Below are 25,556 nucleotides of genomic sequence, written 5' to 3'. Positions count from 1 at the left end.
CGCTGGCCGAACGCAGGCTTGAATCCGTGGGTAACCCGGCAGGACGCCGGGTTAGCCGCGCTGGGCCAAGGATGGCCCATCGCGGCGGCCCACGGATTCAAGCCTTCGTTCGGGCACACCGAGCCTAGGCGAGGTGCCGAGTGTTGGGGCAAGAGCCCTTTGGTTACTTTGGGGCTTTTCCAAAGTGACCCGCCGTAAGGGCGGAACCATACGCAGCCGTTACCGCAGCAACGGATATGTACTCAGCCCCCTCCCACATAGCATTAGCAAAGGCCTGAGCCTACTCAATCCCCACCTGGTTACGCCCATTATGCTTGGCCGTATACAAACCCTTGTCCGCCGCCATGATCAACTGGCGGCAATCCGTACCCTGCACCGGCGTCATGGTCGACAGGCCAATGCTGACGGTCAGGCTGGAGCCTTCAGTCGGCGCAATGTGCGGGATTTTCAGCGCCGCCACGGCCATGCGCAGCTTCTCGGCGACCATGCGAGCACCGCCCGGTGACGTATTGGGCAGCACCAGGGCAAATTCTTCGCCGCCGTAGCGTGCCGGCAGGTCCGAAGGGCGGCTGCTGGCGTCGCGGATGGTAGCGGCGACTTTGCGCAAGGCTTCATCCCCTTCAACGTGGCCGAAGCTGTCGTTGTAGGTCTTGAAGAAATCCACATCGATCATCAGCAACGACAACTGCGTCTGATCACGCATAGCCCGCCGCCATTCCAGTTCCAGGTATTCGTCGAAGTGGCGACGATTGGACAACCCGGTCAACCCATCGGAGTTCATCAACCGCTGCAACACAAGATTAGTGTCCAGCAGTTGTTGCTGGCTGACCCGCAACGCGCGGTAGGCCGCGTCCCGCTGCAACAGCGTCATGTAAGACCGCGAGTGATAGCGGATACGCGCTACCAACTCGATATTATCCGGCAGCTTGACCAAGTAATCATTGGCCCCCGCCGAAAACGCCGCGCTCTTGATCAGCGGGTCTTCCTTGGTCGAAAGCACGATGATCGGGATGTTCGCCGTGGCCGGATGGTTGCGGTAGTCGCGCACCAGGGTCAGGCCATCGAGGCCGGGCATCACCAGATCCTGCAGGATCACCGTCGGTTTGATACGGATAGCCTGGGCAATCGCCTGGTGCGGATCGGCGCAGAAGTGGAAGTCGATGTTTTCTTCATGGGCCAGGCCGCGTCGCACCGCTTCGCCGATCATGGCCTGGTCGTCGACCAGCAACACCATGGCGGCATTTTCGTCGGTCTTGACGTCGTCGATCTGTAAATCATTCATCTGCAGTCACCTGAATTACCACCTGCAAGCCAACATCACGCGAGGTCATGTTCATTGTGCAAAGACCTCCAGCAATCGGGGCGCAATTCTGTCCAGTGGGCGAATTTCAACAGCAGCATCAATTGCCACCGCCGCTTTGGGCATGCCATACACCGCCGAGCTCTGCTGATCCTGGGCGATGGTCAAATAACCTTCTTCACGCAATAACTTGAGGCCCTGGGCCCCGTCGCGACCCATGCCGGTCAGCAGTACGCCAACGGCATCGCCATTCCAGTGGCTGGCCACGCTTTCAAAGAACACGTCGATCGAAGGCCGGTAAATCTCGTTCACCGGCTCTGCGGTATAGGCTAGCGTGCCATTCTTCAATAGACGAATGTGATGATTGGTACCGGCCAGCAACACCACGCCGCTTTGTGGCGGTTCCCCTTCGCGGGCCAGGCGCACCGGCAGTCCCGAGGCACTGCTGAGCCACTCGGCCATGCCGGCGGCGAACACCTGGTCCACATGCTGCACCAGCACAATGGCGGCGGGAAAGTCCCGGGGCAAACCCTTGAGCAGGATTTCCAGGGCAGCCGGGCCACCCGCCGACGAGCCGATAGCCACCAGGCTCTGGCGTTTGCCGGTGGTGCGCGCTGATGGGGTTTCGGTGCGCACGCGGCTGCCACGCTGGCCGATCAGCCAGCCGATGTTGAGGATTTTGCGCAACAGCGGCGCCGCCGCATCCTTGGGGTTGCCCACGCCGAGGGCCGGCGTGTCCACCACATCCAGGGCGCCGTGCCCCATGGCTTCGAACACCCGGCTCATGTTGGCCTGGCGGTCGACAGTCACCAGCAGGATCGCGCACGGCGTCTCGGCCATGATCTGCCGCGTGGCCTCCACGCCGTCCATCACCGGCATGATCAGGTCCATCAGGATCAGGTCAGGGGTCAATTCGGTACAGCGCTGCACCGCTTCCAGGCCATTGCCGGCCACCCACACCACCTCGTGCGCGGGCTCGAAGCTCAAGGCGCGGCGCAAGGCCTCTACCGCCAGGGGCATGTCATTGACGATCGCAATCCTCATGCCCGCGCGCCTCCGATCAGCTCCACCACGGCGTCCAACAACGCGTCGTCGTGGAAGCTGGCTTTGGCCAGGTAGTAATCGGCACCGGCGTCCAGCCCACGGCGACGGTCCTCTTCACGGTCTTTGTACGACACCACCATCACCGGCAACGATTGCAGGCGAGTATCCCGGCGCAAGAGTGTGACCAATTCAATACCGTCCATGCGAGGCATATCAATGTCAGTGATCAGCAGGTCGAAGTCTTCGGAGCGCAAGGCGTTCCAGCCGTCCATGCCATCGACTGCAACGGCCACTTCGTACCCGCGATTAAGCAGCAATTTACGTTGCAACTCACGCACGGTGAGCGAGTCATCCACCACCAGCACGCGCTTGCGCGGCGCCTCGGTGACCTGCTGGCTGCGCCGGGCGATGCGTTCGAGGCGTCCGGTGTTGAGCAGCTTGTCCACCGAACGCAGCATGTCTTCCACATCGACAATCAATACCACCGAGCCATCATCGAGCAAGGCACCGGCGGAAATGTCCTGGACCTTGCCCAGGCGGTCATCCAGCGGCAATACCACCAGGGTCCGCTCGCCGATGAAGCGTTCCACGGCGATACCGTACACCGCATCGCGCTCGCGGATCACCACGACTTTCAGGGTCTCGTCGTTATTCTGCCCCGGCGGGCGCTGCAACAACTGGCTGGCGGCGACCAGGCCGACATGCCGGCCCTCGTGCCAGAAATGCTGGCGGCCTTCCAGTTGCACGATCTCGTCGGGGGCCAGGTCGCACATGCGTTCGATATGCGCCAGGGGGAATGCGTAGGCTTCTTCGCCGACTTCCACCACCAGGCTGCGCACCACCGACAAGGTCAGCGGCACTTCCAGATGGAAACGGCTGCCCTGCCCCGCCGTCTGCTCCAGCACCACCGCGCCGCGCAGTTGGCGGACCATATGCTGCACCGCATCCAGCCCGACCCCGCGCCCGGACACTTCGGTGACCTTGTCACGCAGGCTGAACCCCGGCAGGAACAGAAACGTGAGCAACTCCTCTTCACTAAGGGTCAGCACCGTTTCCAGAGTAGACAGATGCCGGTCGACGATGGTGCCGCGCAGGCGCTCCAGGTCGACGCCATTGCCGTCGTCGCTCAGTTCCAGCACCAGTAAACCAGCCTGATGGGAAGCACGCAGGCGGATCAAGCCTTCGGCGGGTTTACCGGCCAGCAGGCGCTGGTCAGGCATTTCGATGCCGTGATCGACGGCATTGCGCAATAAATGGGTGAGTGGCGCTTCAAGTTTTTCCAATACGTCGCGGTCGACCTGGGTCTTTTCGCCCTCGATCTCCAGGCGCACTTGCTTGCCCAGGCTGCGGCCGAGGTCACGCACCATGCGCACCTGCCCGGCCAGCACATCGGCAAACGGACGCATGCGACAGGCCAGCGCGGTGTCGTAGAGCACCTGGGCGCGCTGCCCGGCCTGCCAGCCGAACTCATCCAGCTCGGCGGTTTTTTCCGCCAGCAGCGCCTGGGCTTCGCTCAGCAGGCGGCGGGTATCGGCCAGGGCTTCCTGGGCTTCGAGGTTCAGATCCAGGGTCTTGAGCTGGCCGTCCAGGGTATCCAGGGCGCGCACGCTCTGGCTTTGAATGCGTTTGAGGCGCTGCATGCTCGCCAGGTACGGCTTGAGACGCTGGGTTTCCACCAGGGACTTGCTCGACAGGTCCAGCAGGCTGTTAAGCCGCTCGGCGGTCACGCGCAGTACGCGCTCGCCGCCTTCAGTCATGCGTTTGCCCTGGCGCGGCGGATCGCTGGCCACTGGCGGCGCGGGTTCGGGTTCCGGCGGTAGCTCTTCAACCACCGGCGCCGGCACAACGGGTGGCGGCGCGACCTTGGCGGTCGGCTGGGACGGGTCCAGCAGACGCTCCATCAACGCCACATAAGCTTCGATGTCCGCTGGCCCCACGGTGTTGCCCGGGGTGGCGATACGCATCAGCAGGTCGGTGCCTTGCAGCAAGGCGTCGATATGTTCAGGTTGCAGGTACAGACGACTTTCCTGGGCGCTGACCAGGCAGTCCTCCATGACATGGGACACGCTGACCCCGGCGTCCACCCCTACGATGCGCGCCGCGCCCTTGAGCGAGTGGGCCGCGCGCATGCAGGCTTCCAGTTGGTCGGCCTGGGTCGGGTTGCGCTCCAGGGCCAGCAGGCCCGCGCTCAGCACCTGGGTCTGCGCATCGGCTTCCAGGCTGAACAGTTCCAGCAGCGAGGCATCGCGCATCTGGTCGGGGGTCATGTGAGGCTCCGGGTCACGGCGGACAACAATTGCGCCTCGTCCAGCCAACGCAGGCTGCGGCCCTTCCACTGCAACACACCCTGGGTGAACCGTGCGCTGGCCTGGGTGCCGGACGCCGATGCAGCCTGCAAGGTGCGTTCGTCGATAGCATGGATGCCGTCCACTTCGTCCACCGGCACCACCACCGGGCCATCCTGCGCGGCGATGATCAACATGCGCGGCATGATCCGCCCACCGCTGGCGCCGTTGCCGGTGTTGTCCAGGCCGAGCAGTTCCACCAATGACAGGCACGCCACCAGCGCCCCCCGCACATTGGCCACGCCGAGCAAGGCGCGGGACCGCTGGTGCGGCAGCGAGTGAATCGGTTGCAACGGCGCCACTTCCACCAGGCAACGGGTAGCGATGCCCAACCATTCTTCGCCGAGACGGAACATCAGCAACGAGCGGGTGACGATCTCTTCGTCGACTTCAGCCGCAGCGGCCGGACGACGGTCGTCCTGCTGCAAAGCGTAACGATCCAGCAGGCGCGTGGCGGCCGCCGAATACACGGCGCAGTTGCGGCAATGAATATGATCCACCAGCAGCGGGCAGGACTTGTCGCCGTGGATACCGATGCGGTTCCAGCAGTCGTCGATGGCCTGGGTGTCGGCCAGGGTCAGGTCCAGGCCGGCGGTGTCGAGCGCGTCGGGGCTACTCATCGTTTGGACTCACTGTCTGCTCGCTCGCTACGGGCGGCCCGCGCCTGCAAACGGCGCGCCCCCGCACTGTCGCCCTGGGATTCGAGCAACGCGGCCAGGTGCATCAAGGCCTGCGGATGCTGGGGTTCCAGGTATAAGGCTTTTCGATAAAAACCCTGGGCTTCCAGGGCGCTGCCGGCCACATCGCTGAGCAGCCCGAGCCAGTAAAACACCTGGGCGGCTGGCGGGTGGCTGTTCAAATACTGCTCGCAGGCGGCACGGGCCTCGGCACTCTTGCCTTCGTTGGCCAGGGTGGCGATACGGCTGAGCAAGGTGCTTGCGTCGGAAGGCGGCGGGGCCTTGATCGGCACCACCTGGGCGCTGACGGTGCTGAACGGTCGCGGCTTGACGGGGATCGGTGCCGCGCTGCGCTGAGGCGCCGGCATGGGCACGAACACCGGTTCAGGCTGGATCGGCTCGGCGTGCCGGCTGAAGGCAAAGGACTGCGGCACCCCAATCGAACGCATGCCGTGGCGCCCCAACAGGCTGCCCTCGGCCGGGCCGATAAACAGGACGCCGTCCACGTGGGTAAGGCCCTTGAGCACATCGAACACTTGTTTTTGGGTGGGCTGGTCGAAATAGATCAAAAGGTTGCGGCAAAACACGAAGTCATAGCTCGCCTCGTTCGCCAGCAGCGTCGGGTCGAGCAGGTTGCCGACTTGCAGACGCACCTGCTCGCGCACGCGGTCGGCGATGTGGAACCCGTCGTCGTGTTCAATGAAGTGGCGGTCGCGATAGGCGATATCGCTGCCGCGAAACGAGTTTTTGCCATACACGCCGCGCCGCGCACGCTCCACCGACAGCGGGCTGACGTCCAGGCCCAGCACCTTGAACTGGTGCGGCGCCAGGCCAGCATCAAGCAGGGCCATGGCGATCGAATAGGGCTCTTCGCCAGTGGAGCACGGCAGGCTGAGGATACGCAGTGCACGCATCTGCTTGATCTCGGCCAGACGGGCAATCGCCAATCGGGCCAAGGTCGCAAAGGATTCGGGGTAACGGAAAAACCAGGTCTCGGGGACGATCACCGCTTCGATCAGCGCTTGCTGCTCGTCGTGGGAGCTTTGCAGGTGCTGCCAGTATTCACCTGGCGTTCGCGCCTGCACGGCCTGGGTGCGCTGGCGCACCGCACGTTCGATGATGGCCTCGCCGACCGACGCAACGTCCAGGCCGATACGTTCCTTGAGGAAGGCAAAGAAGCGCGGGTCGTTGCTCATACGCTCAGCTCGGCAGAAAACAACAGGGCGCGCACGTCATCGGTGAGCACGTCATTCACGCCAATCCATTGCATCAAGCCCAAGGCATCCTCCCGCACAGGCCCCAGGTAGCGCGCCTGGGGGTTATCCAGGCCATAGGGCTGGAATTCGGCGGGGTCGCAACGCAGCGTATCGGTGGCCTGTTCGAGGATCAGCCCCAGCCGGCGGGATTCGACCCAAGGTTGCGGCTGGTAATTGACCAGCACCAACCGCGTGCTGGTGCGAGCCTGCGCCGGCGTACCGAAGGTCAGCGCGCTCAGGTCGATCACCGGCACCAACGCCCCACGGTGGGCAAAGATGCCAGCCACCCAGGAAGGCGCATGGGCGATGGGCTTGAGCGGCAGGCGCGGCAGCACCTCGGCCACTTCGGTGGCCTTGAGGACATAACGTTCGCTACCGATGTGAAACACCAGGAACAACGCCTTTTTCGCTGCCGGGACGGCGCCGCGTTTAGCCGCGAGGTCGCTCATCAGACTTTGAAACGCGACACGCCGCTGCGCAGACCCACCGCAACCTGGCTCAGTTCATCAATCGCAAAACTGGCCTGGCGCAGGGATTCCACGGTCTGGCTGCTGGCATCCCCCAGTTGCACCAGCGCGTGGTTGATCTGCTCGGCGCCGGTGGCCTGGGCCTGCATGCCTTCGTTGACCATCAACACCCGCGGCGCCAGGGCCTGTACCTGATGGATGATCTGCGAGAGTTGCTCGCCCACTTGCTGCACTTCGAACATGCCGCGGCGCACTTCTTCGGAGAACTTGTCCATGCCCATCACGCCCGCGGACACCGCCGACTGAATCTCGCGCACCATCTGCTCGATGTCGTAGGTGGCCACGGCGGTCTGGTCGGCCAGGCGACGCACCTCGGTTGCGACCACGGCAAACCCGCGCCCGTATTCACCGGCCTTTTCAGCTTCGATGGCGGCGTTCAGGGACAGCAGGTTGGTCTGGTCGGCGACCTTGACGATGGTCACCACCACTTGGTTGATGTTGCCGGCCTTCTCATTGAGGATCGCCAGCTTGGCGTTCACCAGGTCGGCAGCGCCCATCACCGAGTGCATGGTCTCTTCCATGCGCGCCAGGCCTTGCTGGCCGGAACCGGCGGCCACCGAAGCCTGGTCGGCAGCGGTGGAGACTTCGGTCATGGTGCGCACCAGATCCTTGGACGTGGCGGCGATTTCCCGCGATGTGGCGCCGATCTCGGTGGTCGTTGCCGCTGTTTCAGTGGCGGTGGCCTGTTGCTGCTTGGAGGTGGCGGCAATCTCGGTCACCGAGGTGGTGACCTGTACCGAAGAGCGTTGCGCCTGGGAAACCAGGGCAGTGAGTTCGGTCATCATGTCGTTGAAGCCGGTTTCCACCGCACCGAATTCGTCCTTGCGCTCAAGGTTCAGGCGTTTGCTCAGATCGCCCGTGCGCATGGTGTCGAGGATTTCGACGATACGCTGCATCGGCGCCATGATTGCGCGCATCAGCAGCAGGCCACACAGGCCGGCGGCCAGGATGGCGATGATCAGCGACACGCCCATGCTGATCTTGGCCGACAGCACGGCGTCGTCAATGGCCGCGGTGGCACGGTCAGCGACGTTTTTGTTCTCGGTAATAATGTCATTGAGCTTCATGCGACCTTCGGTCCAGATCGGCGTCAGTTGCTCTTCAAGCATTTCACGCGCAGCGGGCAGGTCATTGTTCTGGACGCGGTCCAGCACTCGCTCAAGGACTTTGTTGTAATTGATGTGTGCGGCCTTGAAGTTGTCGAACTCCATGCGGTCAGCCTGGCTGTGCACGGTTTTTTCGTAGCTGGCCATCTGCTGCTCGATGCGCGCTTCGAAGGCCTTGTAGTCGTTCTTGTCGGTATTGGTGAAGGTTTTATCCTCGCGCAGACCAATGATATCGATGGTCTGCAGATAACTGTCGACCCACGCACTGCGGATCATGGAACTGAGGTAAACCCCTGGCACCGCATCGTCTCGGACAGCTTCCTGGCTGACTTCAATCTTCAGCAACCGTGAATAGGAGACCACGACCATTAACAGCATGATGGCGATAATGACCGCAAAACTTGCCAGGATGCGTTGGCGCAAGGTCCAATTCTTCACAGTATTTCCTCGAAGGGCCATTCAAATGGAGGGGAGTATAGCTGAGCAGAAGGCCTCATTAATCAACGGGTTTTGATGTAGCGCTCACAGAATGCAAAAACACCCTGGGGCATGGCGCCAGCCAGGGTGTTTTATCTACGCAGGCAGGATCAAAGGGTAGCTTGGCGCACCTGCTTTTCCAGCTCCAGCTTCAACCCAGGCTCCAGTTTCAGTTGGCGGGCCAGTTCGTCCAGATACGCTTTTTCCATGAAGTTTTCTTCGTCTACCAGCATCACGCTGGCGATGTACATTTCGGCAGCCATTTCCGGGGTGCTGGCGGCACGGGCGACATCGGCGGGGTCCAGGGGTTTGTTCAGCTCGGCGTGCAGCCAGTTGTGCAGTTCGCGGTCGTTGTCCAGCTTGGTGAACTCGCCTTCGATCAGTTCGCGCTCGCGTTCGTCCACATGACCGTCCGCCTTGGCCGCTGCGACCAGCGCCTTGAGAATGCCCTGGCTGTGTTGCTCGACCTGGGCCGGTGGCAGGCGGTCGATGGTCTGCGGTTCGCCCTTGGGCGCATTGGCTTGGTTGGCCTGCCAGTTGCCGTAGGCCTTGTAGGCAATCACACCCAATGCGGCCAGCCCGCCATAGGTCAGGGCTTTGCCGCCGAATTTGCGCGCCTTTTTATTGCCCAGCAACAGGCCCATGGCCCCCGCCGCCAGGGCGCCACCACCGGCACCGCCGAGCAGGCTGCCCAACCCAGCGCCGCCCAGCAGACCGCCCAAAGCACCTTTATCGTCTTGCTTGCGTTGGCCACCAGCCTTGTTTTGCAACATGTCCTGGCCGGACTTGAGCAACTGATCGAGCAATCCACGGGTATTCATTCGTAGCCTCCAGACACTTGGGTTCATTGGACCAATAGGCCACCAGCGTAAAACTAAGTGCCAAAAAGCCCCGATCTAGAGTGCTTCCAGATGTAACGCCGCTGCCGTTCGCTAAAACCGATATACACTCGGACAAATCTATAAAAACACCCCACTGGTAATTCCAGCATGATGACCTTGCGTCAAATCCGGCACTTTATCGCCGTGGCCGAGACCGGCTCAATCTCGGCCGCCGCGCAGACCGCGTTTATTTCCCAGTCGACGCTGACCCTGGCGATCCAGCAATTGGAGCAGGAAATCGGCGTCAAGCTGTTCAACCGCCACGCCAAGGGCATGACCCTGACCCACCAGGGCCACCAGTTCCTGCGCCAGGCGCACTTGATCCTCGCCACCGTGGACAACGCCAAACGCAGCCTGCAACAAAGCACCGACCAGGTCGCCGGCCAATTGATCATCGGCGTGACCAGCCTGGTGGCCGGCTACTACCTCGCCGACCTGCTCACCCGTTTCCAGCGCGCCTACCCCAATGTGGAGATCCGTGTGATGGAGGACGAGCGCCCGTATATCGAACACTTACTCGTCAGCGGCGAGATCGATGTCGGCGTGCTGATCCTTTCCAACCTGGAAGACCGCCACGCCCTGCAGACCGAAGTGCTTACTCACTCGCCCCACCGCCTGTGGCTGCCGGCGCAGCATCCGCTGCTGGAACACGACAGCATCAACCTTGCCGATGTCACGCGCGAGCCGCTGATTCAGCTGAATGTCGATGAAATGGGCCACAACGCACAGCGCATGTGGGCCAGCGCCGGACTACAACCGCGCGTCACGTTACGCACCGCCTCGACGGAAGCCGTCCGAAGCCTGGTGGCGGCAGGCCTGGGCCTATCGATCCAGCCGGACATGACCTACCGCCCATGGTCCCTGGAGGGCGACATTATTGAGGCGCGACCGATTGCGGATCTCAGCCAGACCCTCGACGTAGGCCTGGCGTGGCGCCGTGGCACGGCGCGACCGGCACTGGTGGACCCGTTCCTCACCGTCGCCCGGGAACAGCCCCATCCACGCAAGCCATCTATTTAATCGAATGCTGCATTCAGTATTTAGTATTTGTTGACCTCGCGCCTGACCTCTAGTCTCTGTGCATCCATAAGAGAAAGGTCAGGCCCTCGTAAGAGAACGCCCATGGCCACACAAGAAAAGAGATCGCGAAAAATGTCCGGCGCGTCTACCCCGCTGCTTACTGCATTTCTGATTGACGGCGAACTGGTCCACGGCCAGGGTTTTGCCGAGCCGATCCTCAACCCGGCCACCGGCGAAGTGCTCACCCAGATCGCCGAAGCCAGCACCGAGCAGGTGGAATCGGCCATCCTCGCCGCCCACCGTGCATTTGCCGGCTGGTCGCGGACCACGCCGCAGCAACGTTCGAACATTTTGCTGGGCATCGCCGATGCCATCGAAAAACAAGCCGACTACCTGGCCCGCCTGGAATCCCTGAACTGCGGCAAGCCACTGCACCTGGCGCGTCAGGATGACTTGAGCGCCACCGTCGACGTGTTCCGCTTCTTCGCCGGGGCCGTGCGCTGCCAGACCGGGCAACTGAGCGGCGAATACCTGCCGGGCTACACCAGCATGGTGCGGCGCGACCCGATTGGCGTCGTCGCCTCCATTGCGCCGTGGAACTACCCATTGATGATGGCCGCGTGGAAGATCGCGCCCGCCCTGGCTGCCGGAAATACCCTGGTATTCAAGCCGTCGGAACACACACCGCTGTCGATCCTCGCATTGGCCCCCGTGCTGAAGGACTTGTTACCACGCGGTGTCATCAACATTCTGTGTGGCGGCGGCGAAAGCGTGGGCAGCCATCTGGTCAGCCACCCGAAAGTGCGCATGGTGTCCCTGACCGGCGATATCGTCACTGGGCAAAAAATCCTGCAGGCCGCGTCGAAAACCCTGAAACGCACGCACCTGGAACTGGGCGGCAAGGCGCCGGTGATCGTGTGCAACGACGCCGACCTGCAAGCCGTGGTCGAAGGCGTGCGCGCCTACGGTTATTACAACGCCGGCCAGGATTGCACCGCCGCCTGCCGCATCTACGCCCAGGCGGGGATTCACGACAAGCTGGTCGCCGACCTCGGTGCGGCGGTCAGCAGCCTGCGCTTTGCCGGCAAGCGCGATGCCGACAACGAACTAGGCCCGCTGATCAGCACACGCCAGCGCGACCGCGTGGCCAGCTTTGTCGAGCGCGCCCTCGGCCAGCCCCATATCGAACGGGTCACCGGCGCCGCGGTGCATTCCGGCGCGGGCTTCTATTACCAGCCAACGTTGCTCGCCGGTTGTAAACAGAATGATGAAATCGTGCAGCGCGAAGTGTTTGGTCCGGTGGTCACGGTGACCCGCTTCGACGAGCTGGAACAGGCGGTGGACTGGGCCAACGACTCCGAGTACGGCCTGGCCTCCTCCGTATGGACCCAAAACCTGGATAAAGCCATGCAGGTGGCAGCGCGCCTGCAATATGGCTGCACCTGGATCAACAGCCATTTCATGCTGGTCAGCGAAATGCCCCACGGCGGCTTGAAGCGCTCGGGGTATGGGAAAGATCTGTCCAGCGATTCGCTACAGGACTACAGCGTGGTGCGCCACATCATGGCCCGCCACGGCCAACATCTTTAAAACAACAACTAAGCTTCTGCGTCACCGGTTGCACACAACTGCCCCGACCATAATTAAAGAAGAGGGAACCCCCATGTCCGCGCACAAGACCGCACTGCTCAGTGCCTTGACCACCGCGCTGCTGGCCAGCGCCAGCATTCAGGCCGCCGAACCGCTCAAGGCGGTAGGCGCCGGTGAAGGCCAGCTGGATATCGTCGCCTGGCCTGGCTATATCGAACGTGGCGAAAGCGACAAGGCCTACGACTGGGTCACTGGTTTTGAGAAGGAAACCGGCTGCAAGGTCAATGTGAAAACTGCCGCCACTTCTGACGAAATGGTCAGCCTGATGGCCAAGGGCGGGTATGACCTGGTCACTGCGTCGGGCGATGCGTCGCTGCGGCTGATCGTCGGCAAGCGTGTGCAGCCGATCAACACCGCGCTGATCCCCAACTGGAAGAACATCGACCCACGCCTCAAGGATGCGCCGTGGTACGTGGTCGGCCAGCAGACCTACGGCACCCCGTACCAGTGGGGCCCGAACGTGCTGATGTACAACACCAACGTGTTCAAGACCGCGCCCACCAGTTGGAATGTGCTGTTCAACGCCCAGAACCTGCCGGACGGCAAGCCGAACAAAGGCCGCGTGCAGGCGTATGACGGCCCGATCTACATTGCCGATGCAGCGCTGTACCTCAAATCTACCCAGCCGGAACTGGGCATCCAGAGCCCGTATGAGCTGACCGAAACCCAGTACAAAGCCGTGCTCGACCTGTTGCGCGCCCAGCAACCGTTGATCCACCGCTACTGGCACGACACCACCGTGCAAATGAGTGACTTCAAGAACGAAGGCGTGGTGGCCTCCAGCGCCTGGCCGTATCAGGTCAACGGGTTGGTCAACGAGAAACAGCCGATTGCCTCGACTATCCCCAAGGAAGGCGCCACCGGCTGGGCCGACACCACCATGTTGCACAGCGAGGCCAAGCACCCGAACTGCGCTTACAAGTGGATGGACTGGTCGCTGCAGCCGAAGGTCCAGGGCGATGTCGCGGCGTGGTTCGGCTCGCTGCCGGCGGTGCCTGCGGCCTGTAAGGAAAGCGAACTGCTGGGTGCCGAAGGGTGCAAGACCAACGGGTTCGACCAGTTCGACAAGATCGCCTTCTGGAAAACCCCGCAGGCAGAAGGCGGCAAGTTCGTGCCCTACAGCCGCTGGACCCAGGATTACATCGCGATCATGGGCGGCCGCTAAGGGTCCCTGCAGAGACTGCTTCTTGTGGTGAGCAGGCTTGCCCTGCGCGGGGCAAGCCCGCTCACCACAAAAGCCCGATTTTCACCGTTTCAGCGCAGCACACATGCATCCTCGTTTTTTCAGAAGCCCAGACCGGGCCGCTGCGACGGCCCATGCTTTTTTGGAGCACCGCACCATGACGCTTGCAGTCCAATTCACCCACGTTTCCCGTCAGTTCGGCGAAGTGAAGGCCGTTGACCGGGTTTCCATCGATATCCAGGACGGCGAGTTCTTTTCCATGCTCGGCCCTTCCGGCTCGGGCAAGACCACCTGCCTGCGCCTGATCGCCGGGTTCGAGCAGCCGAGCGCTGGCTCGATCCGGATTCATGGCGAGGAGGCCGCCGGCCTGCCGCCGTATCAACGCGATGTAAACACCGTATTCCAGGATTACGCGCTGTTCCCCCATATGAACGTACGCGACAACGTGGCCTACGGCCTCAAGGTCAAAGGCGTGGGCAAGACCGAGCGACTGAACCGCGCCGAAGAAGCCTTGGGCATGGTCGCCCTCGGCGGTTATGGCGAGCGCAAGCCGGTGCAACTTTCGGGCGGTCAACGCCAGCGTGTGGCCCTGGCCCGCGCCCTGGTCAATCGCCCCCGCGTGTTGCTGCTCGACGAACCGCTGGGCGCCCTCGACCTCAAGCTGCGCGAGCAGATGCAGAGCGAGTTGAAAAAGCTGCAACGCCAGCTGGGCATCACCTTCATCTTCGTCACCCATGACCAGACCGAAGCCTTGTCGATGTCTGACCGTGTGGCGGTCTTCAATAAAGGCCGCATCGAACAGGTCGACACCCCGCGCAACCTGTATATGAAACCGGCCACCGCATTCGTCGCCGAATTCGTCGGCACCTCCAACGTGATTCGCGGCGAACTGGCCCAGCGCCTGAGCGGCAGCGCGCAGCCGTTTTCGATCCGTCCGGAGCATGTGCGGTTTGCCGAAGGCCCGCTGGGTACCGGCGAAGTTGAAATCAGCGGCCTGCTGCATGATATCCAGTACCAGGGCAGCGCCACCCGCTATGAGCTGAAACTGGAGAACGGCCAGGCGTTGAACATCAGCCAGGCCAACAACCAGTGGCTGGACATCAGCAGCGGCCATCAGGTCGGCCAGCCGATCACCGCGCGCTGGGCGCGGGAAGCCATGACGCCGCTGACCGACACTGCAGGCGAGGTGTGACATGAGCCTGGCCCTTTCCCAACCGCCGATGCGCAGGTTCTCCAACCTGCTGTACCGCAAGCCCAACCTGTACCTGGCCATGCTGCTGATACCGCCGCTGATCTGGTTCGGCGCGATCTACCTCGGCTCGTTGCTGACCCTGCTGTGGCAAGGCTTCTACACCTTTGACGACTTCACCATGGCGGTCACGCCGGACCTGACCCTGGCCAACTTCGCCGCGCTGTTCCAGCCGTCGAACTTCGACATCATCCTGCGCACCCTGAGCATGGCGATTGTGGTGTCGATCGCCAGCGCCATCGTGGCCTTCCCCATTGCCTACTACATGGCCCGCTACACCACGGGCAAGACCAAGGCGTTCTTCTACATCGCGGTGATGATGCCGATGTGGGCCAGCTATATCGTCAAGGCCTACGCCTGGACCTTGCTGCTGGCCAAGGGCGGCGTGGCGCAGTGGTTTGTGCAGCACCTGGGGCTGGAGCCGGTGTTGCAGTTCGTGCTGGGCATTCCCGGCGTGGGCGGCAGCACCTTGAGCACCTCGCATTTGGGGCGGTTCATGGTGTTCGTCTATATCTGGCTGCCGTTCATGATTTTGCCGATCCAGGCATCCCTGGAGCGTTTGCCGCCGTCGTTGCTGCAAGCCTCGGCGGATCTGGGCGCCAAGCCGCGCCAGACCTTTATGCAGGTGATTCTGCCGCTGTCGATTCCGGGGATTGCGGCCGGGTCGATCTTCACGTTTTCGCTGACTCTGGGCGATTTCATCGTGCCGCAACTGGTGGGCCCGCCGGGTTACTTCGTCGGTGGCATGGTGTATGCCCAGCAAGGTGCCATCGGCAATATGCCCATGGCCGCGGCGTTCACCCTGGTGCCCATCGTGCTGATTGCGGTGTACCTGTCCATCGTCAAACGCCTGGGGGCCTTCGATGCACTCTGACTCTTCACCTCAAATGCAGTCATCAATAGGCTTGAAGATCGCGGCCTGGGGCGGGTTGGTGTTTCTGCACTTCCCGATCCTGATCATCTTCCTCTATGCCTTCAACACCGAAGAAGCCGCGTTCAGCTTTCCACCCCAGGGCTTCACGTTGAAGTGGTTCAGCGTGGCGTTTGCCCGACCGGACGTGCTGGAGTCGATCAAACTGTCGCTGCAGATCGCCGCCATCGCCACCCTGATCGCCATGGTGCTCGGCACCCTAGCGTCGGCGGCGCTGTATCGCCGCGAGTTCTTCGGCAAGCAAGGCGTGTCGCTGATGCTGATCCTGCCGATTGCGCTGCCGGGGATCATCACCGGTATCGCGCTGCTGGCGACCTTCAAGACACTGGGCATTGAGCCTGGGATGTTCACCATCATCGTCGGCCACGCGACATTCTGCGTAGTGATCGTCTACAACAACGTCATCGCCCGCTTGCGCCGCACCTCCCATAGCCTGATCGAGGCCTCAATGGACCTGGGCGCCGACGGTTGGCAGACCTTCCGCTACATCATCATGCCCAACCTGGGCTCGGCGCTGCTGGCCGGCGGCATGCTCGCGTTTGCGCTGTCGTTCGACGAAATCATCGTCACCACCTTCACCGCTGGCCACGAGCGCACCTTGCCGCTGTGGTTGCTCAACCAGCTCAGTCGCCCTCGGGATGTGCCGGTGACCAACGTGGTGGCGATGCTGGTGATGCTGGTCACGATGTTCCCGATTCTCGGTGCCTATTACCTGACACGCGGCGGTGAAAGCGTGGCGGGAAGTGGCGGTAAATAACTCTGTGACTGGAGGAACGCGGCTCTAAATGTGGGAAGGGGCAAGCCCCCTCCCACATTTAGAGCCGGTTTCTTCAGGGAAATAACATTAGTTTGAGGAGAGCTGAACCATGCAAACCAAACTGCTGATCAACGGCCACCTGGTCGAAGGCGAAGGCCCGGCCCAGGCGATTTTCAACCCGGCGTTGGGCCGGGTGCTGGTGGAAATCAACGAAGCCAGCGAAGCCCAGGTCGACGCGGCCGTGCGTGCTGCCGACGCGGCTTTTGAAAGCTGGGCGCAAACCGCGCCGAAGGACCGCTCCCTGCTGCTGCTGAAACTGGCCGACGCAATCGAAGCCCACGGCGAAGAGCTGGCCAAGCTGGAGTCGGACAACTGCGGCAAGCCCTACAGCGCGGCGCTGAACGACGAGATCCCGGCGATTGCCGATGTATTCCGCTTCTTCGCCGGCGCCAGCCGTTGCATGAGCGGTTCGGCCGGCGGCGAATACCTGCCGGGCCACACGTCGATGATCCGCCGCGACCCGGTGGGCGTGATCGCCTCTATCGCACCGTGGAACTACCCGCTGATGATGGTCGCCTGGAAAATCGCCCCAGCCCTCGCCGCCGGTAATACCGTGGTGCTCAAGCCGTCGGAGCAAACCCCGCTGACCGCGTTGCGCATGGTTGAACTGGCATCGGAGATTTTCCCGGCCGGTGTACTCAACCTGGTGTTCGGTCGTGGGCCAACCGTAGGCAGCCCGCTGGTGAACCACCCGAAGGTGCGCATGGTGTCGCTGACCGGCTCCATCGCCACCGGCGCGAATATCATTTCCAGCACGGCCGACAGCGTGAAGCGCATGCACATGGAGCTGGGCGGCAAGGCGCCGGTGATCATCTTCAACGACGCGGACATCGAGGCCGCCGTGGAAGGTATCCGCACGTTCGGCTTCTATAACGCTGGCCAGGACTGCACGGCCGCGTGCCGCATTTACGCCCAGGCGGATATCTACGACGCATTTGTCGAGAAGCTCGGTGCGGCCGTCGCCACTATCAAATATGGCTTGCAGGATGACCCGGCCACCGAACTGGGCCCGTTGATCACCGCACAGCATCGCGACCGTGTCGCCGGGTTTGTCGAGCGTGCCGTGGCGCAGCCGCATATCCGCCTGGTGACGGGTGGCAAGGCGGTGGAAGGCAACGGGTTCTTCTTTGAACCGACGGTACTGGCCGATGCGCAACAGGACGATGAAATCGTGCGCCGCGAGGTGTTCGGACCGGTGGTGTCGGTGACCAGGTTCACCGACGAAGCGCAGGTATTGGGCTGGGCCAATGATTCGGACTACGGCTTGGCGTCCTCCGTATGGACCGCCGATGTAGGCCGCGCCCATCGTTTGGCTGCGCGGTTGCAGTATGGCTGCACGTGGGTGAATACCCACTTCATGCTGGTCAGCGAAATGCCCCATGGCGGTCAGAAACTGTCGGGTTATGGCAAGGACATGTCCATGTACGGGCTGGAGGACTACACCACGGTTCGCCACGTGATGTTCAAGCACTGATCGAGCGCCTCCCGGCACCTGCCTTGGGTGCCGGTCCTACAACAATAAAATCTCAGGTTGCCCCCCATGGACATCACCCGCCGCGACTTCCTCAACGGCGTCGCCATTACTGTTGCCGCAGGCATGACCCCGCTGCAACTGCTCCAGGCTGCACCCGATGGCCGCTACTACCCCCCTGCCCTCACCGGCCTGCGCGGCAGCCATGTCGGCTCGTTCGAAGTGGCGCACCAGATGGGCTGGGAAAAGAAGGTGTTCGACACCGAAAAACTGCCGATCACCGAGGATTACGACCTGGTGGTGGTCGGCGGAGGCTTGAGTGGTTTGTCGGCGGCGTGGTTCTACCGGGAGAAGCACCCGAAGGCGAAGATCCTGATCCTGGAAAACCACGACGACTTCGGCGGCCACGCCAAGCGCAATGAATTCCAGGCCGGTGGCCGCATGATCATCGGTTACGGCGGCAGCGAGGCGCTGCAATCGCCGAACCATCTGTACAGCAAGGAAGTGAACGGGCTGCTGAAGAAGCTCGGCGTCACTATCAAGCGCTTCGAAACCGCCTTCGACCGCCAGTTCTACCCCAACCTGGGGCTGTCACGCGGGGTGTTTTTCGACAAGGAAAACTTCGGCGAAGACAAACTGGTGACCGGTGACCCGACGCCCATGGTGGCTGATGACATTGCGCCAGACCAACTGCATGCGCGGCCCATCCACGAGTTCATCAATGACTTTCCTCTGCCGGCAGCAGACCGCCAGGCGTTGATCGACCTGCACACGGCGCCCAAGGATTACCTGCCGGGTAAAACAGCCGAAGAAAAGGCCGACTACCTGGCGGCCACCAGCTACCGCAATTTCCTGCTCAAGGACGTAGGGTTATCGGAAGGCGCGGTGAAGTACTTCCAGAGCCGAACCAATGATTTCATGGCACTGAGCATTGATGCCGTGGCAGCGGCCGATGCCTATAGCGTGGGTTTCCCAGGCTTTGCGGGGATGAACCTGGCGCCAATCAGCGAAGAAGCCGCAGCGGAAATGGAAGAGCCCTACATCTACCACTTCCCGGATGGCAATGCCTCGGTGGCGCGGTTGCTGGTGCGCAGCCTGATACCCGGCGTGGCGCCGGGGCACACCATGGACGATATCGTGCTGGCCACCTTTGATTACGCCAGGCTCGACCAGCCCAAGGCGGCGGTACGGCTGCGCTTGAACAGCACGGCCGTCAGCGTGCGCAACGTCGACGGTGGCGTGCATATCGGCTACAGCCGCGGCGGCCAGCTCGCCCAGGTGCGCGGCAAGCGCTGCATCCTGGCGTGCTACAACATGATGATTCCGTACCTGCTCAAAGACCTGCCGGCGCCTCAGGCCCGTGCGCTCAGCCAGAACGTGAAATATCCGCTGGTGTACACCAAGGTAGTGATCCGCAATTGGCAGTCGTTCCAGCAACTGGGGGTGCATGAGATCTACGCGGCGACCCAACCGTACAGCCGCATCAAACTGGACTACCCGGTGAGCATGGGCGGCTACGATCATCCACGCGACCCGACGCAGCCGATTGGGCTGCACCTGGTCTATGTGCCTACCAGCCCCGACAGCGGCATGAACGCCCGCGACCAAGCCCGCGCCGGACGGGGCAAGCTGTATGGGCAGACGTTCGAGCAGTTGGAGGCGCAATTGCGTGACCAGTTGCAACGCATGCTCGGGCCGGGTGGGTTCAAGCATGAGACGGATATTCTGGCGATCACGGTCAACCGTTGGTCACATGGTTATGCGAGCTTCTCCAACAGCTTGTTTGATGACGCCGATGAGAACGAAGCGTTGATGAATTTGGCGCGCAAGCCTGTAGGACATGTGAGCATCGCCAATTCGGATGCGGCGTGGAGCGCGTATGCCCATGCGGCGATCGATGAGGCTTACCGGGCAGTTGGTGAAGTCGCCTGAAAGACGCTCTGACAAGCACTGCAATAGTCAATGTGGGAGGGGGCTTGCCCCTCCCACATTAGGCGCGGAAATGTCTTGTCGCACTTGCAATGCCATCAACCCGCCATCAATCAATTTTCCTACGTCATCGAACCGCTTAAGCTATCCGGCGTCTGTTTAATGTCCGTTGCGTTTGGCCGAAGGCATGTCCGAACCGTAATTTCTGATCCGCTACGTGCCAGGAACGGCGCGGGATTTGCTCACGACAGGTTGTCTCTATGCACCGCAGGAATTTGCTCAAAGCGTCCATGGCCATTGCGGCTTACACCGGTTTGTCGGCCAGCGGCCTGCTGGCCGCGCAGGCCTGGGCCGGGAACCGTGCCGCCGACGGCAAGGCCGTGGCGTTCGACTTCGACGCACTCAAGGCCCAGGCCAAGCAACTCGCCGGGACCGCTTATAAAGACACCAAACAGGTGCTGCCGCCGACCCTGGCGACCATGACCCCGCAGAATTTCAACGCCATCGGCTACGACGGCAAGCATTCGCTGTGGAAAGAGTTGAACGGCCAGTTGGACGTGCAGTTTTTCCACGTCGGCATGGGTTTCAAGACGCCGGTGCGCATGCACAGCGTTGATCCGAAAACCCGTGAAGCCCGCGAGGTGCACTTTCGCCCTTCGCTGTTCAACTATGAAAAAACCACCGTCGACACCAAACAGCTGACCGGCGACTTGGGCTTCTCCGGTTTCAAACTGTTCAAGGCCCCGGAACTGGATCGCCATGACGTGCTGTCGTTTCTCGGTGCCAGCTACTTCCGCGCCGTGGATTCCACCGGCCAATACGGCCTGTCTGCCCGTGGCCTGGCCATCGACACCTACGCGAAAAAACGCGAGGAATTCCCCGACTTCACGCAGTTCTGGTTCGAAACCCCGGACAAGGACGCCACGCGTTTTGTGGTCTACGCCCTGCTCGACTCGCCAAGTGCCACCGGCGCCTATCGCTTCGATATCGACTGCCAGGCCAACCAGGTGGTGATGGCGATCGACGCGCACATCAATGCGCGCACCGCCATTGAGCAACTGGGCATCGCACCGATGACCAGCATGTTCAGCTGCGGCACCCACGAACGCCGCATGTGCGACACCATCCACCCGCAAATCCACGACTCGGACCGCCTGGCGATGTGGCGCGGCAACGGCGAGTGGATCTGCCGCCCGCTGAACAACCCGGCCAAGCTGCAATTCAACGCATTTGCCGACAAAGACCCGAAAGGCTTTGGGCTGGTGCAGACCGACCATGAGTTCGCCAGCTATCAGGACACCGTGGACTGGTACAGCAAGCGCCCAAGCCTGTGGGTCGAGCCGACCACCGCCTGGGGCGAAGGCTCCATCGACCTGTTGGAGATCCCCACCACCGGCGAGACCCTGGACAACATCGTGGCCTTCTGGACTCCGAAAAAGCCCGTGGCTGCGGGTGAGTCGCTCAACTATGGCTACAAGCTGTACTGGAGCGCCTTGCCACCGGTGAGCACGCCGTTGGCCCAGGTCGACGCGACCCGTTCCGGCATGGGCGGCTTTACCGAAGGTTGGGCACCGGGCGAGCACTACCCGGACGTATGGGCGCGGCGTTTTGCCGTGGACTTCAAGGGCGGGGGCCTTGACCGTTTACCGCCCGGCACCGGGATCGAGCCCGTGGTGACGTGTTCCCATGGTGAGGTCAAGGACTTCAGCGTGCTGGTGCTCGACAACATCAAGGGCTACCGCATCCTGTTCGACTGGTACCCGACCAGCGACAGCGTGGAGCCGGTGGAACTGCGACTGTTTATCCGCACCCAGGACCGCACGTTGAGTGAAACCTGGCTGTATCAGTACTTCCCGCCGGCACCGGACCAGCGCAAGTATACCTGATATCCAATGTGGGAGGGGCCTGTTCCCTCCCACGCGGTTTACTCGTGGGCTCTAAAACCGCGACACGCTTTTCATCGCTCCAATGAGATAACGCATCGCCACCTGATCGCTCTCGTTCAGGGCGCGATACTGCGCGAGCAACTCAACCTCATCACGACTTAAACGACGGCCACGCATGGATACCCTGCGGGTCAAAAAAGACGCCACCCAACCTGCTACGCTATCGGACTTGGCCATGGACTGCTTCTCCTGATATCAATCAAATACTCCGGTGCCCACCAACCGAATCCCGTGAGGCGCAACGCCTGCGTGGACAAACAGACTGACTCCCTGGGCCAGAAATCGGTCATATCCTAAGCGTAGAAACAATCTCGTTACGTGTGGGATTTTTTTAGAGTATTCACTTAAAAAAATACTTCGGTAACAAATACCTACACCCTGATCCCACAGCAACGGACAGAAAAAACCCACCGGCTCAGGGTGGGTTCAGATGGCGCCTGTGGCGGATCAATCCCTCAAGTCAGACTCATGAATCGGCTGGTCCCGGTGGGTCGCCCGTTGGTACTGCGCTGGCCAGATTGCCTTGCGCCCGCCCAAGTCATCGTCGGCATGCAATGGCCAGTACGGATCGCGCAGCAGTTCACGGGCCAGGAAGATGATATCGGCCTGACACGTGCGCAGGATGTGCTCGGCCTGGGCCGGCTCGGTGATCATGCCAACGGTGCCGGTGGCGATGCCCGACTCCTTGCGCACACGTTCGGCAAAGCGCGTCTGGTAGCCCGGCCCGGTGGGGATCTCGGCATTGGCGGCGGTGCCGCCGGAGGATACGTCGATCAGGTCCACGCCCAGGCCTTTGAGGCGAAGCGCCAGCTCGACGGTTTCATCGGGGTTCCAGCCGTCCTCCACCCAGTCGGTGGCCGACACCCGCACGAACAGCGGCAATTCCTGGGGCCAGACCTCGCGCACCGCCTGGGTCACTTGAAGCACCAGGCGGATACGATTTTCAAAGGAGCCGCCGTATTGGTCCTGCCGTTGATTGCTGATCGGCGACAGGAACTGGTGCAACAGATAACCGTGGGCCGCGTGGATTTCCACGACCTCGAAACCGGCGGTGAGCGCACGCTTGGCGGCAGCGACGAAGTCGGCGATCACGTGCTGGATCTGCTCTTCGTCCAGTTGCCGGGGTTGAGTGTGTTGAGGGTCAAAGGCAATCGGCGATGGGCCTACCGGCACCCAACCACCGTCCTCGGGTTTGACGCTGCCGTGCTTGCCGATCCATGGCCGATGGGTGCTGGCCTTGCGCCCGGCGTGGGCCAACTGGATGCCGGCCACCGCGCCCTGGGCGGCAATAAAGCGGGTGATGCGCTGCAGTGGTTCAATCTGTTGGTCGTTCCACAGGCCCAGGTCCTGGGCCGTGATGCGCCCATCGGCCGTCACGGCAGTGGCTTCGGTGAAAATCAGCCCCGCGCCACCGACGGCACGGCTGCCGAGGTGGACCAGGTGCCAGTCATTGGCCAGGCCATCATCACTGGAGTATTGGCACATCGGCGAGACGGCAATGCGGTTCAGGAGGGTCAATTGGCGCAGGGTATAGGGTTCGAGCAGCTGACTCATGGCGCACCTCTTCTGGGTTCTATGGGCACTGTTCAACAGTGCTTAGAGCCTAGTCGACAACGATGAATTGCACAGGGTTCAGAAGCAAAGCGGGAGCCGATGGCCGGCTCCCGTGCAGCAGATACTTACATTTCGACCTGGGTGCCCAGCTCGATCACCCGGTTTACCGGGAGTTTGAAGAAGCGCAGGTTACCGTTGGCATTCTTCAACATGAACGCAAACAAGCCTTCGCGCCAGCGCGCCATGCCTTCGATCTTCGAGGCGATCACCGTCTCACGGCTGAGGAAATAGGTAGTGCGCATCGGGCTGAAATCAAGATCATCCAAGTGGCACAACTTCAGCGCTTCGGGCACATCCGGCTCGTCGGTGAAACCGAAGTGCAGGATCACACGGAAGAACCCTTCCCCGTAGGAATCCACCTCGAAACGCCGTGAAGCCGGGACGCGCGGGATGTCTTCGTACACCACCGTCAGCAGCACCACTTGCTCGTGCAACACCTGGTTATGCAGCAGGTTGTGCAACAGCGCGTGGGGCACGGCGTCGGGCCGCGCAGTCAGGAACACCGCCGTGCCTTGCACGCGATGGGGTGGCTGTACGCGGATGCTGCTGATAAAGATCGGCAGCGGCAGCCCGCCTTCGTCGAGGCGTTCCACCAGCAATTGCTTGCCGCGCTTCCAAGTGGTCATCAACACGAACAGCACGATGCCCGCGATCACCGGGAAGGCGCCACCCTGGATGATTTTCGGCACGTTGGCGGCGAAGTACAGGCCGTCCACCAACAGGCAGCAGAGCAGCACCGGCACGGCCAGCACGGGAGGCCATTTCCACAGCAGCAACATCACCGCCGAGACCAGAATGGTGGTCATCAGCATGGTGCCGGTCACCGCCACGCCGTAGGCCGAAGCCAGTGCGTTGGAAGACTCAAAGCCCACCACCAGCAGGATCACGCCGACCATCAGCGACCAGTTCACCGCGCCGATGTAGATCTGGCCCTGTTCGGCGCTGGAGGTATGTTGAATGTGCATGCGCGGGATGTAACCCAGCTGGATCGCCTGGCGGGTCAAGGAGAACGCACCGGAAATCACCGCCTGGGAGGCAATCACCGTGGCCAGGGTCGACAACACCACCAGGGGGATCAGCGCCCAACTCGGCGCCAGCAGGTAGAACGGGTTGCGCGCGGCTTCAGGATCGCCGAGCAGCATGGCGCCCTGGCCGAAATAGTTGAGCACCAGCGCCGGCAACACCAGGATAAACCAGGCGCGGGCGATGGGTTTGCGGCCGAAATGGCCCATGTCGGCGTAGAGCGCTTCGGCGCCGGTCAGGGCCAGCACCACGGCGCCCAGGATGGCCACGCCAATGCCTGGGTGAGCCTCGAAGAAACGCACGGCCCACATCGGGTTCAGTGCCTTGAGCACTTCGGGGTGCTGGCTGATGCCATAGATGCCCAGCCCGCCCAGCACCAGGAACCAGGTCACCATTACCGGCCCGAACAACTTGCCGATGCGGTCGGTGCCGTGTTTCTGGATCAGAAACAGCGCCACCAGCACGACCAGTGCAATCGGCACGACCCATTTCTCCAGGCCGTCGAACGCCAGCTCCAGGCCTTCAACCGCCGACAACACGGAAATCGCCGGGGTGATCATGCTGTCACCATAGAACAGCGCCGCGCCGCACAGGCCGCAGACCACCAGGAAACTGCGCAATTTCTTGCGCTCTCCCGCTGCCCGGCGTGCCAATGCGGTCAAAGCCATGATGCCGCCTTCGCCCTGGTTGTCGGCGCGCAGCACAAACAGCATGTATTTGATCGATACGACCCAGATCAGCGACCAGAAGATCAGCGCCAGGATCCCCAATACACCGTCATGGTTGACCTGCACCCCATAACCACCGTTGAACACCTCTTTGAGGGTGTAGAGCGGGCTGGTGCCGATATCGCCGTAAACCACCCCGACCGCTGCCACCAGCATGCCGATCGGCTTGGTGTTTGAATGCTCGGCACCTGCCGCCTGACTACTCGCCTGACCCATCAACCACTCCTGCCCTTTGACCTGAGGTCTCTTATAAACAACGCGCCTAAGCTGACCCTAGCATGCGCTGTTTTACTTCTCGTAACAGACGTTTTATTGACCCAGGGGTTTTACCCGTGTGCAACGGCGCGAAGCATAGCGCAGCGCTCGTCGCATTTCCCTGCAT

At 62.0% G+C, this 25,556-nt stretch carries 20 protein-coding genes; 9 read left to right on the top strand and 11 right to left on the bottom strand.

The features are described from left to right. Nucleotides 1-280: 280 nt before the first annotated feature. The 8 genes from EJD88_RS16460 to EJD88_RS16425 form a co-directional block, all read right to left on the bottom strand. The gene (locus EJD88_RS16460; RefSeq protein WP_158878486.1) at nucleotides 281-1,282 is read right to left on the bottom strand and encodes a diguanylate cyclase; all 1,002 of its coding nucleotides are present in this window, start codon (nucleotides 1,280-1,282) and stop codon (nucleotides 281-283) included. Between the two features lie 51 nt (nucleotides 1,283-1,333). Further along, nucleotides 1,334-2,344: a chemotaxis response regulator protein-glutamate methylesterase gene (locus EJD88_RS16455; protein WP_158878485.1), complete on the bottom strand. Its 1,011-nt coding sequence runs from the start codon at nucleotides 2,342-2,344 to the stop codon at nucleotides 1,334-1,336. Beyond that, nucleotides 2,341-4,611 carry a hybrid sensor histidine kinase/response regulator gene (locus EJD88_RS16450; RefSeq protein ID WP_158878484.1) on the bottom strand — a complete coding sequence of 757 codons (2,271 nt, stop codon included), beginning with the start codon at nucleotides 4,609-4,611 and terminating at the stop codon, nucleotides 2,341-2,343. The genes EJD88_RS16455 and EJD88_RS16450 overlap by 4 nt, the downstream gene beginning before the upstream one ends. After that, nucleotides 4,608-5,309, bottom strand: coding sequence for a chemotaxis protein CheW (locus tag EJD88_RS16445; RefSeq protein ID WP_112193821.1), 702 nt, complete (start codon nucleotides 5,307-5,309; stop codon nucleotides 4,608-4,610). Before EJD88_RS16445 ends, EJD88_RS16450 begins: the two co-directional genes overlap by 4 nt. Then, the gene (locus EJD88_RS16440; RefSeq protein WP_158878483.1) at nucleotides 5,306-6,562 is read right to left on the bottom strand and encodes a protein-glutamate O-methyltransferase CheR; all 1,257 of its coding nucleotides are present in this window, start codon (nucleotides 6,560-6,562) and stop codon (nucleotides 5,306-5,308) included. The genes EJD88_RS16445 and EJD88_RS16440 overlap by 4 nt, the downstream gene beginning before the upstream one ends. Continuing rightward, on the bottom strand, nucleotides 6,559-7,071 hold the full coding sequence (locus tag EJD88_RS16435; protein ID WP_158878482.1) for a chemotaxis protein CheW: 513 nt from the start codon (nucleotides 7,069-7,071) through the stop codon (nucleotides 6,559-6,561). The genes EJD88_RS16440 and EJD88_RS16435 overlap by 4 nt, the downstream gene beginning before the upstream one ends. Further along, the gene (locus EJD88_RS16430; RefSeq protein WP_099583402.1) at nucleotides 7,071-8,693 is read right to left on the bottom strand and encodes a methyl-accepting chemotaxis protein; all 1,623 of its coding nucleotides are present in this window, start codon (nucleotides 8,691-8,693) and stop codon (nucleotides 7,071-7,073) included. The genes EJD88_RS16435 and EJD88_RS16430 overlap by 1 nt, the downstream gene beginning before the upstream one ends. A 149-nt stretch (nucleotides 8,694-8,842) precedes the next feature. Further along, nucleotides 8,843-9,553, bottom strand: a complete 711-nt coding sequence (locus tag EJD88_RS16425) for a tellurite resistance TerB family protein (RefSeq protein WP_158878481.1) — start codon at nucleotides 9,551-9,553, stop codon at nucleotides 8,843-8,845. Between the two features lie 168 nt (nucleotides 9,554-9,721). Between EJD88_RS16425 and EJD88_RS16420 the strand changes: the two genes are divergently transcribed. From EJD88_RS16420 to EJD88_RS16380, 9 genes are all read left to right on the top strand, one after another. Next, on the top strand, nucleotides 9,722-10,633 hold the full coding sequence (locus EJD88_RS16420; protein WP_158878480.1) for a LysR family transcriptional regulator: 912 nt from the start codon (nucleotides 9,722-9,724) through the stop codon (nucleotides 10,631-10,633). A gap of 132 nt (nucleotides 10,634-10,765) precedes the next feature. Further along, nucleotides 10,766-12,223 carry a gamma-aminobutyraldehyde dehydrogenase gene (locus EJD88_RS16415; protein WP_178117053.1) on the top strand — a complete coding sequence of 486 codons (1,458 nt, stop codon included), beginning with the start codon at nucleotides 10,766-10,768 and terminating at the stop codon, nucleotides 12,221-12,223. A gap of 73 nt (nucleotides 12,224-12,296) precedes the next feature. Beyond that, nucleotides 12,297-13,448, top strand: a complete 1,152-nt coding sequence (gene ydcS / locus EJD88_RS16410) for a putative ABC transporter substrate-binding protein YdcS (protein WP_099583407.1) — start codon at nucleotides 12,297-12,299, stop codon at nucleotides 13,446-13,448. A 175-nt stretch (nucleotides 13,449-13,623) separates the two neighbouring features. Beyond that, nucleotides 13,624-14,658 (top strand): ABC transporter ATP-binding protein, encoded by a 1,035-nt coding sequence (locus EJD88_RS16405; RefSeq protein WP_158878478.1) that lies wholly within the window; start codon nucleotides 13,624-13,626, stop codon nucleotides 14,656-14,658. A gap of 1 nt (nucleotide 14,659) precedes the next feature. Next, the gene (locus EJD88_RS16400; RefSeq protein WP_032891733.1) at nucleotides 14,660-15,589 is read left to right on the top strand and encodes an ABC transporter permease; all 930 of its coding nucleotides are present in this window, start codon (nucleotides 14,660-14,662) and stop codon (nucleotides 15,587-15,589) included. After that, a complete protein-coding gene (locus tag EJD88_RS16395) occupies nucleotides 15,579-16,403 on the top strand; it encodes an ABC transporter permease (RefSeq protein WP_099583409.1) in 825 nt (274 codons plus the stop codon). Before EJD88_RS16400 ends, EJD88_RS16395 begins: the two co-directional genes overlap by 11 nt. A 109-nt stretch (nucleotides 16,404-16,512) precedes the next feature. Then, nucleotides 16,513-17,937: a gamma-aminobutyraldehyde dehydrogenase gene (locus tag EJD88_RS16390; RefSeq protein ID WP_158878477.1), complete on the top strand. Its 1,425-nt coding sequence runs from the start codon at nucleotides 16,513-16,515 to the stop codon at nucleotides 17,935-17,937. A gap of 66 nt (nucleotides 17,938-18,003) precedes the next feature. Beyond that, nucleotides 18,004-19,866, top strand: a complete 1,863-nt coding sequence (locus EJD88_RS16385) for an FAD/NAD(P)-binding protein (RefSeq protein ID WP_158878476.1) — start codon at nucleotides 18,004-18,006, stop codon at nucleotides 19,864-19,866. Nucleotides 19,867-20,123: 257 nt separating this feature from the next. After that, nucleotides 20,124-21,749, top strand: a complete 1,626-nt coding sequence (locus tag EJD88_RS16380; RefSeq protein ID WP_032891741.1) for a glucan biosynthesis protein D — start codon at nucleotides 20,124-20,126, stop codon at nucleotides 21,747-21,749. A 51-nt stretch (nucleotides 21,750-21,800) separates the two neighbouring features. On the opposite strand, the gene EJD88_RS16375 is transcribed toward EJD88_RS16380, so the two are convergent. The 3 genes from EJD88_RS16375 to EJD88_RS16365 all read right to left on the bottom strand — a co-directional run bounded on the left by EJD88_RS16375 (nucleotide 21,801) and on the right by EJD88_RS16365 (nucleotide 25,390). Next, nucleotides 21,801-21,986 (bottom strand): hypothetical protein, encoded by a 186-nt coding sequence (locus tag EJD88_RS16375; RefSeq protein ID WP_099583412.1) that lies wholly within the window; start codon nucleotides 21,984-21,986, stop codon nucleotides 21,801-21,803. 270 nt (nucleotides 21,987-22,256) lie between these two features. Next, a complete protein-coding gene (locus EJD88_RS16370; RefSeq protein WP_158878475.1) occupies nucleotides 22,257-23,363 on the bottom strand; it encodes an NADH:flavin oxidoreductase/NADH oxidase in 1,107 nt (368 codons plus the stop codon). 125 nt (nucleotides 23,364-23,488) lie between these two features. Beyond that, a complete protein-coding gene (locus EJD88_RS16365) occupies nucleotides 23,489-25,390 on the bottom strand; it encodes a potassium transporter Kup (protein WP_099583414.1) in 1,902 nt (633 codons plus the stop codon). Between the last annotated feature and the right edge of the window lie 166 nt (nucleotides 25,391-25,556).

Origin of the sequence: Pseudomonas sp. PB105 (assembly GCF_009764655.1) — a bacterium.
GTDB classification, from domain to species: domain Bacteria; phylum Pseudomonadota; class Gammaproteobacteria; order Pseudomonadales; family Pseudomonadaceae; genus Aquipseudomonas; species Aquipseudomonas cyclaminis.
This window is presented reverse-complemented; position numbering and strand designations above follow the sequence as displayed.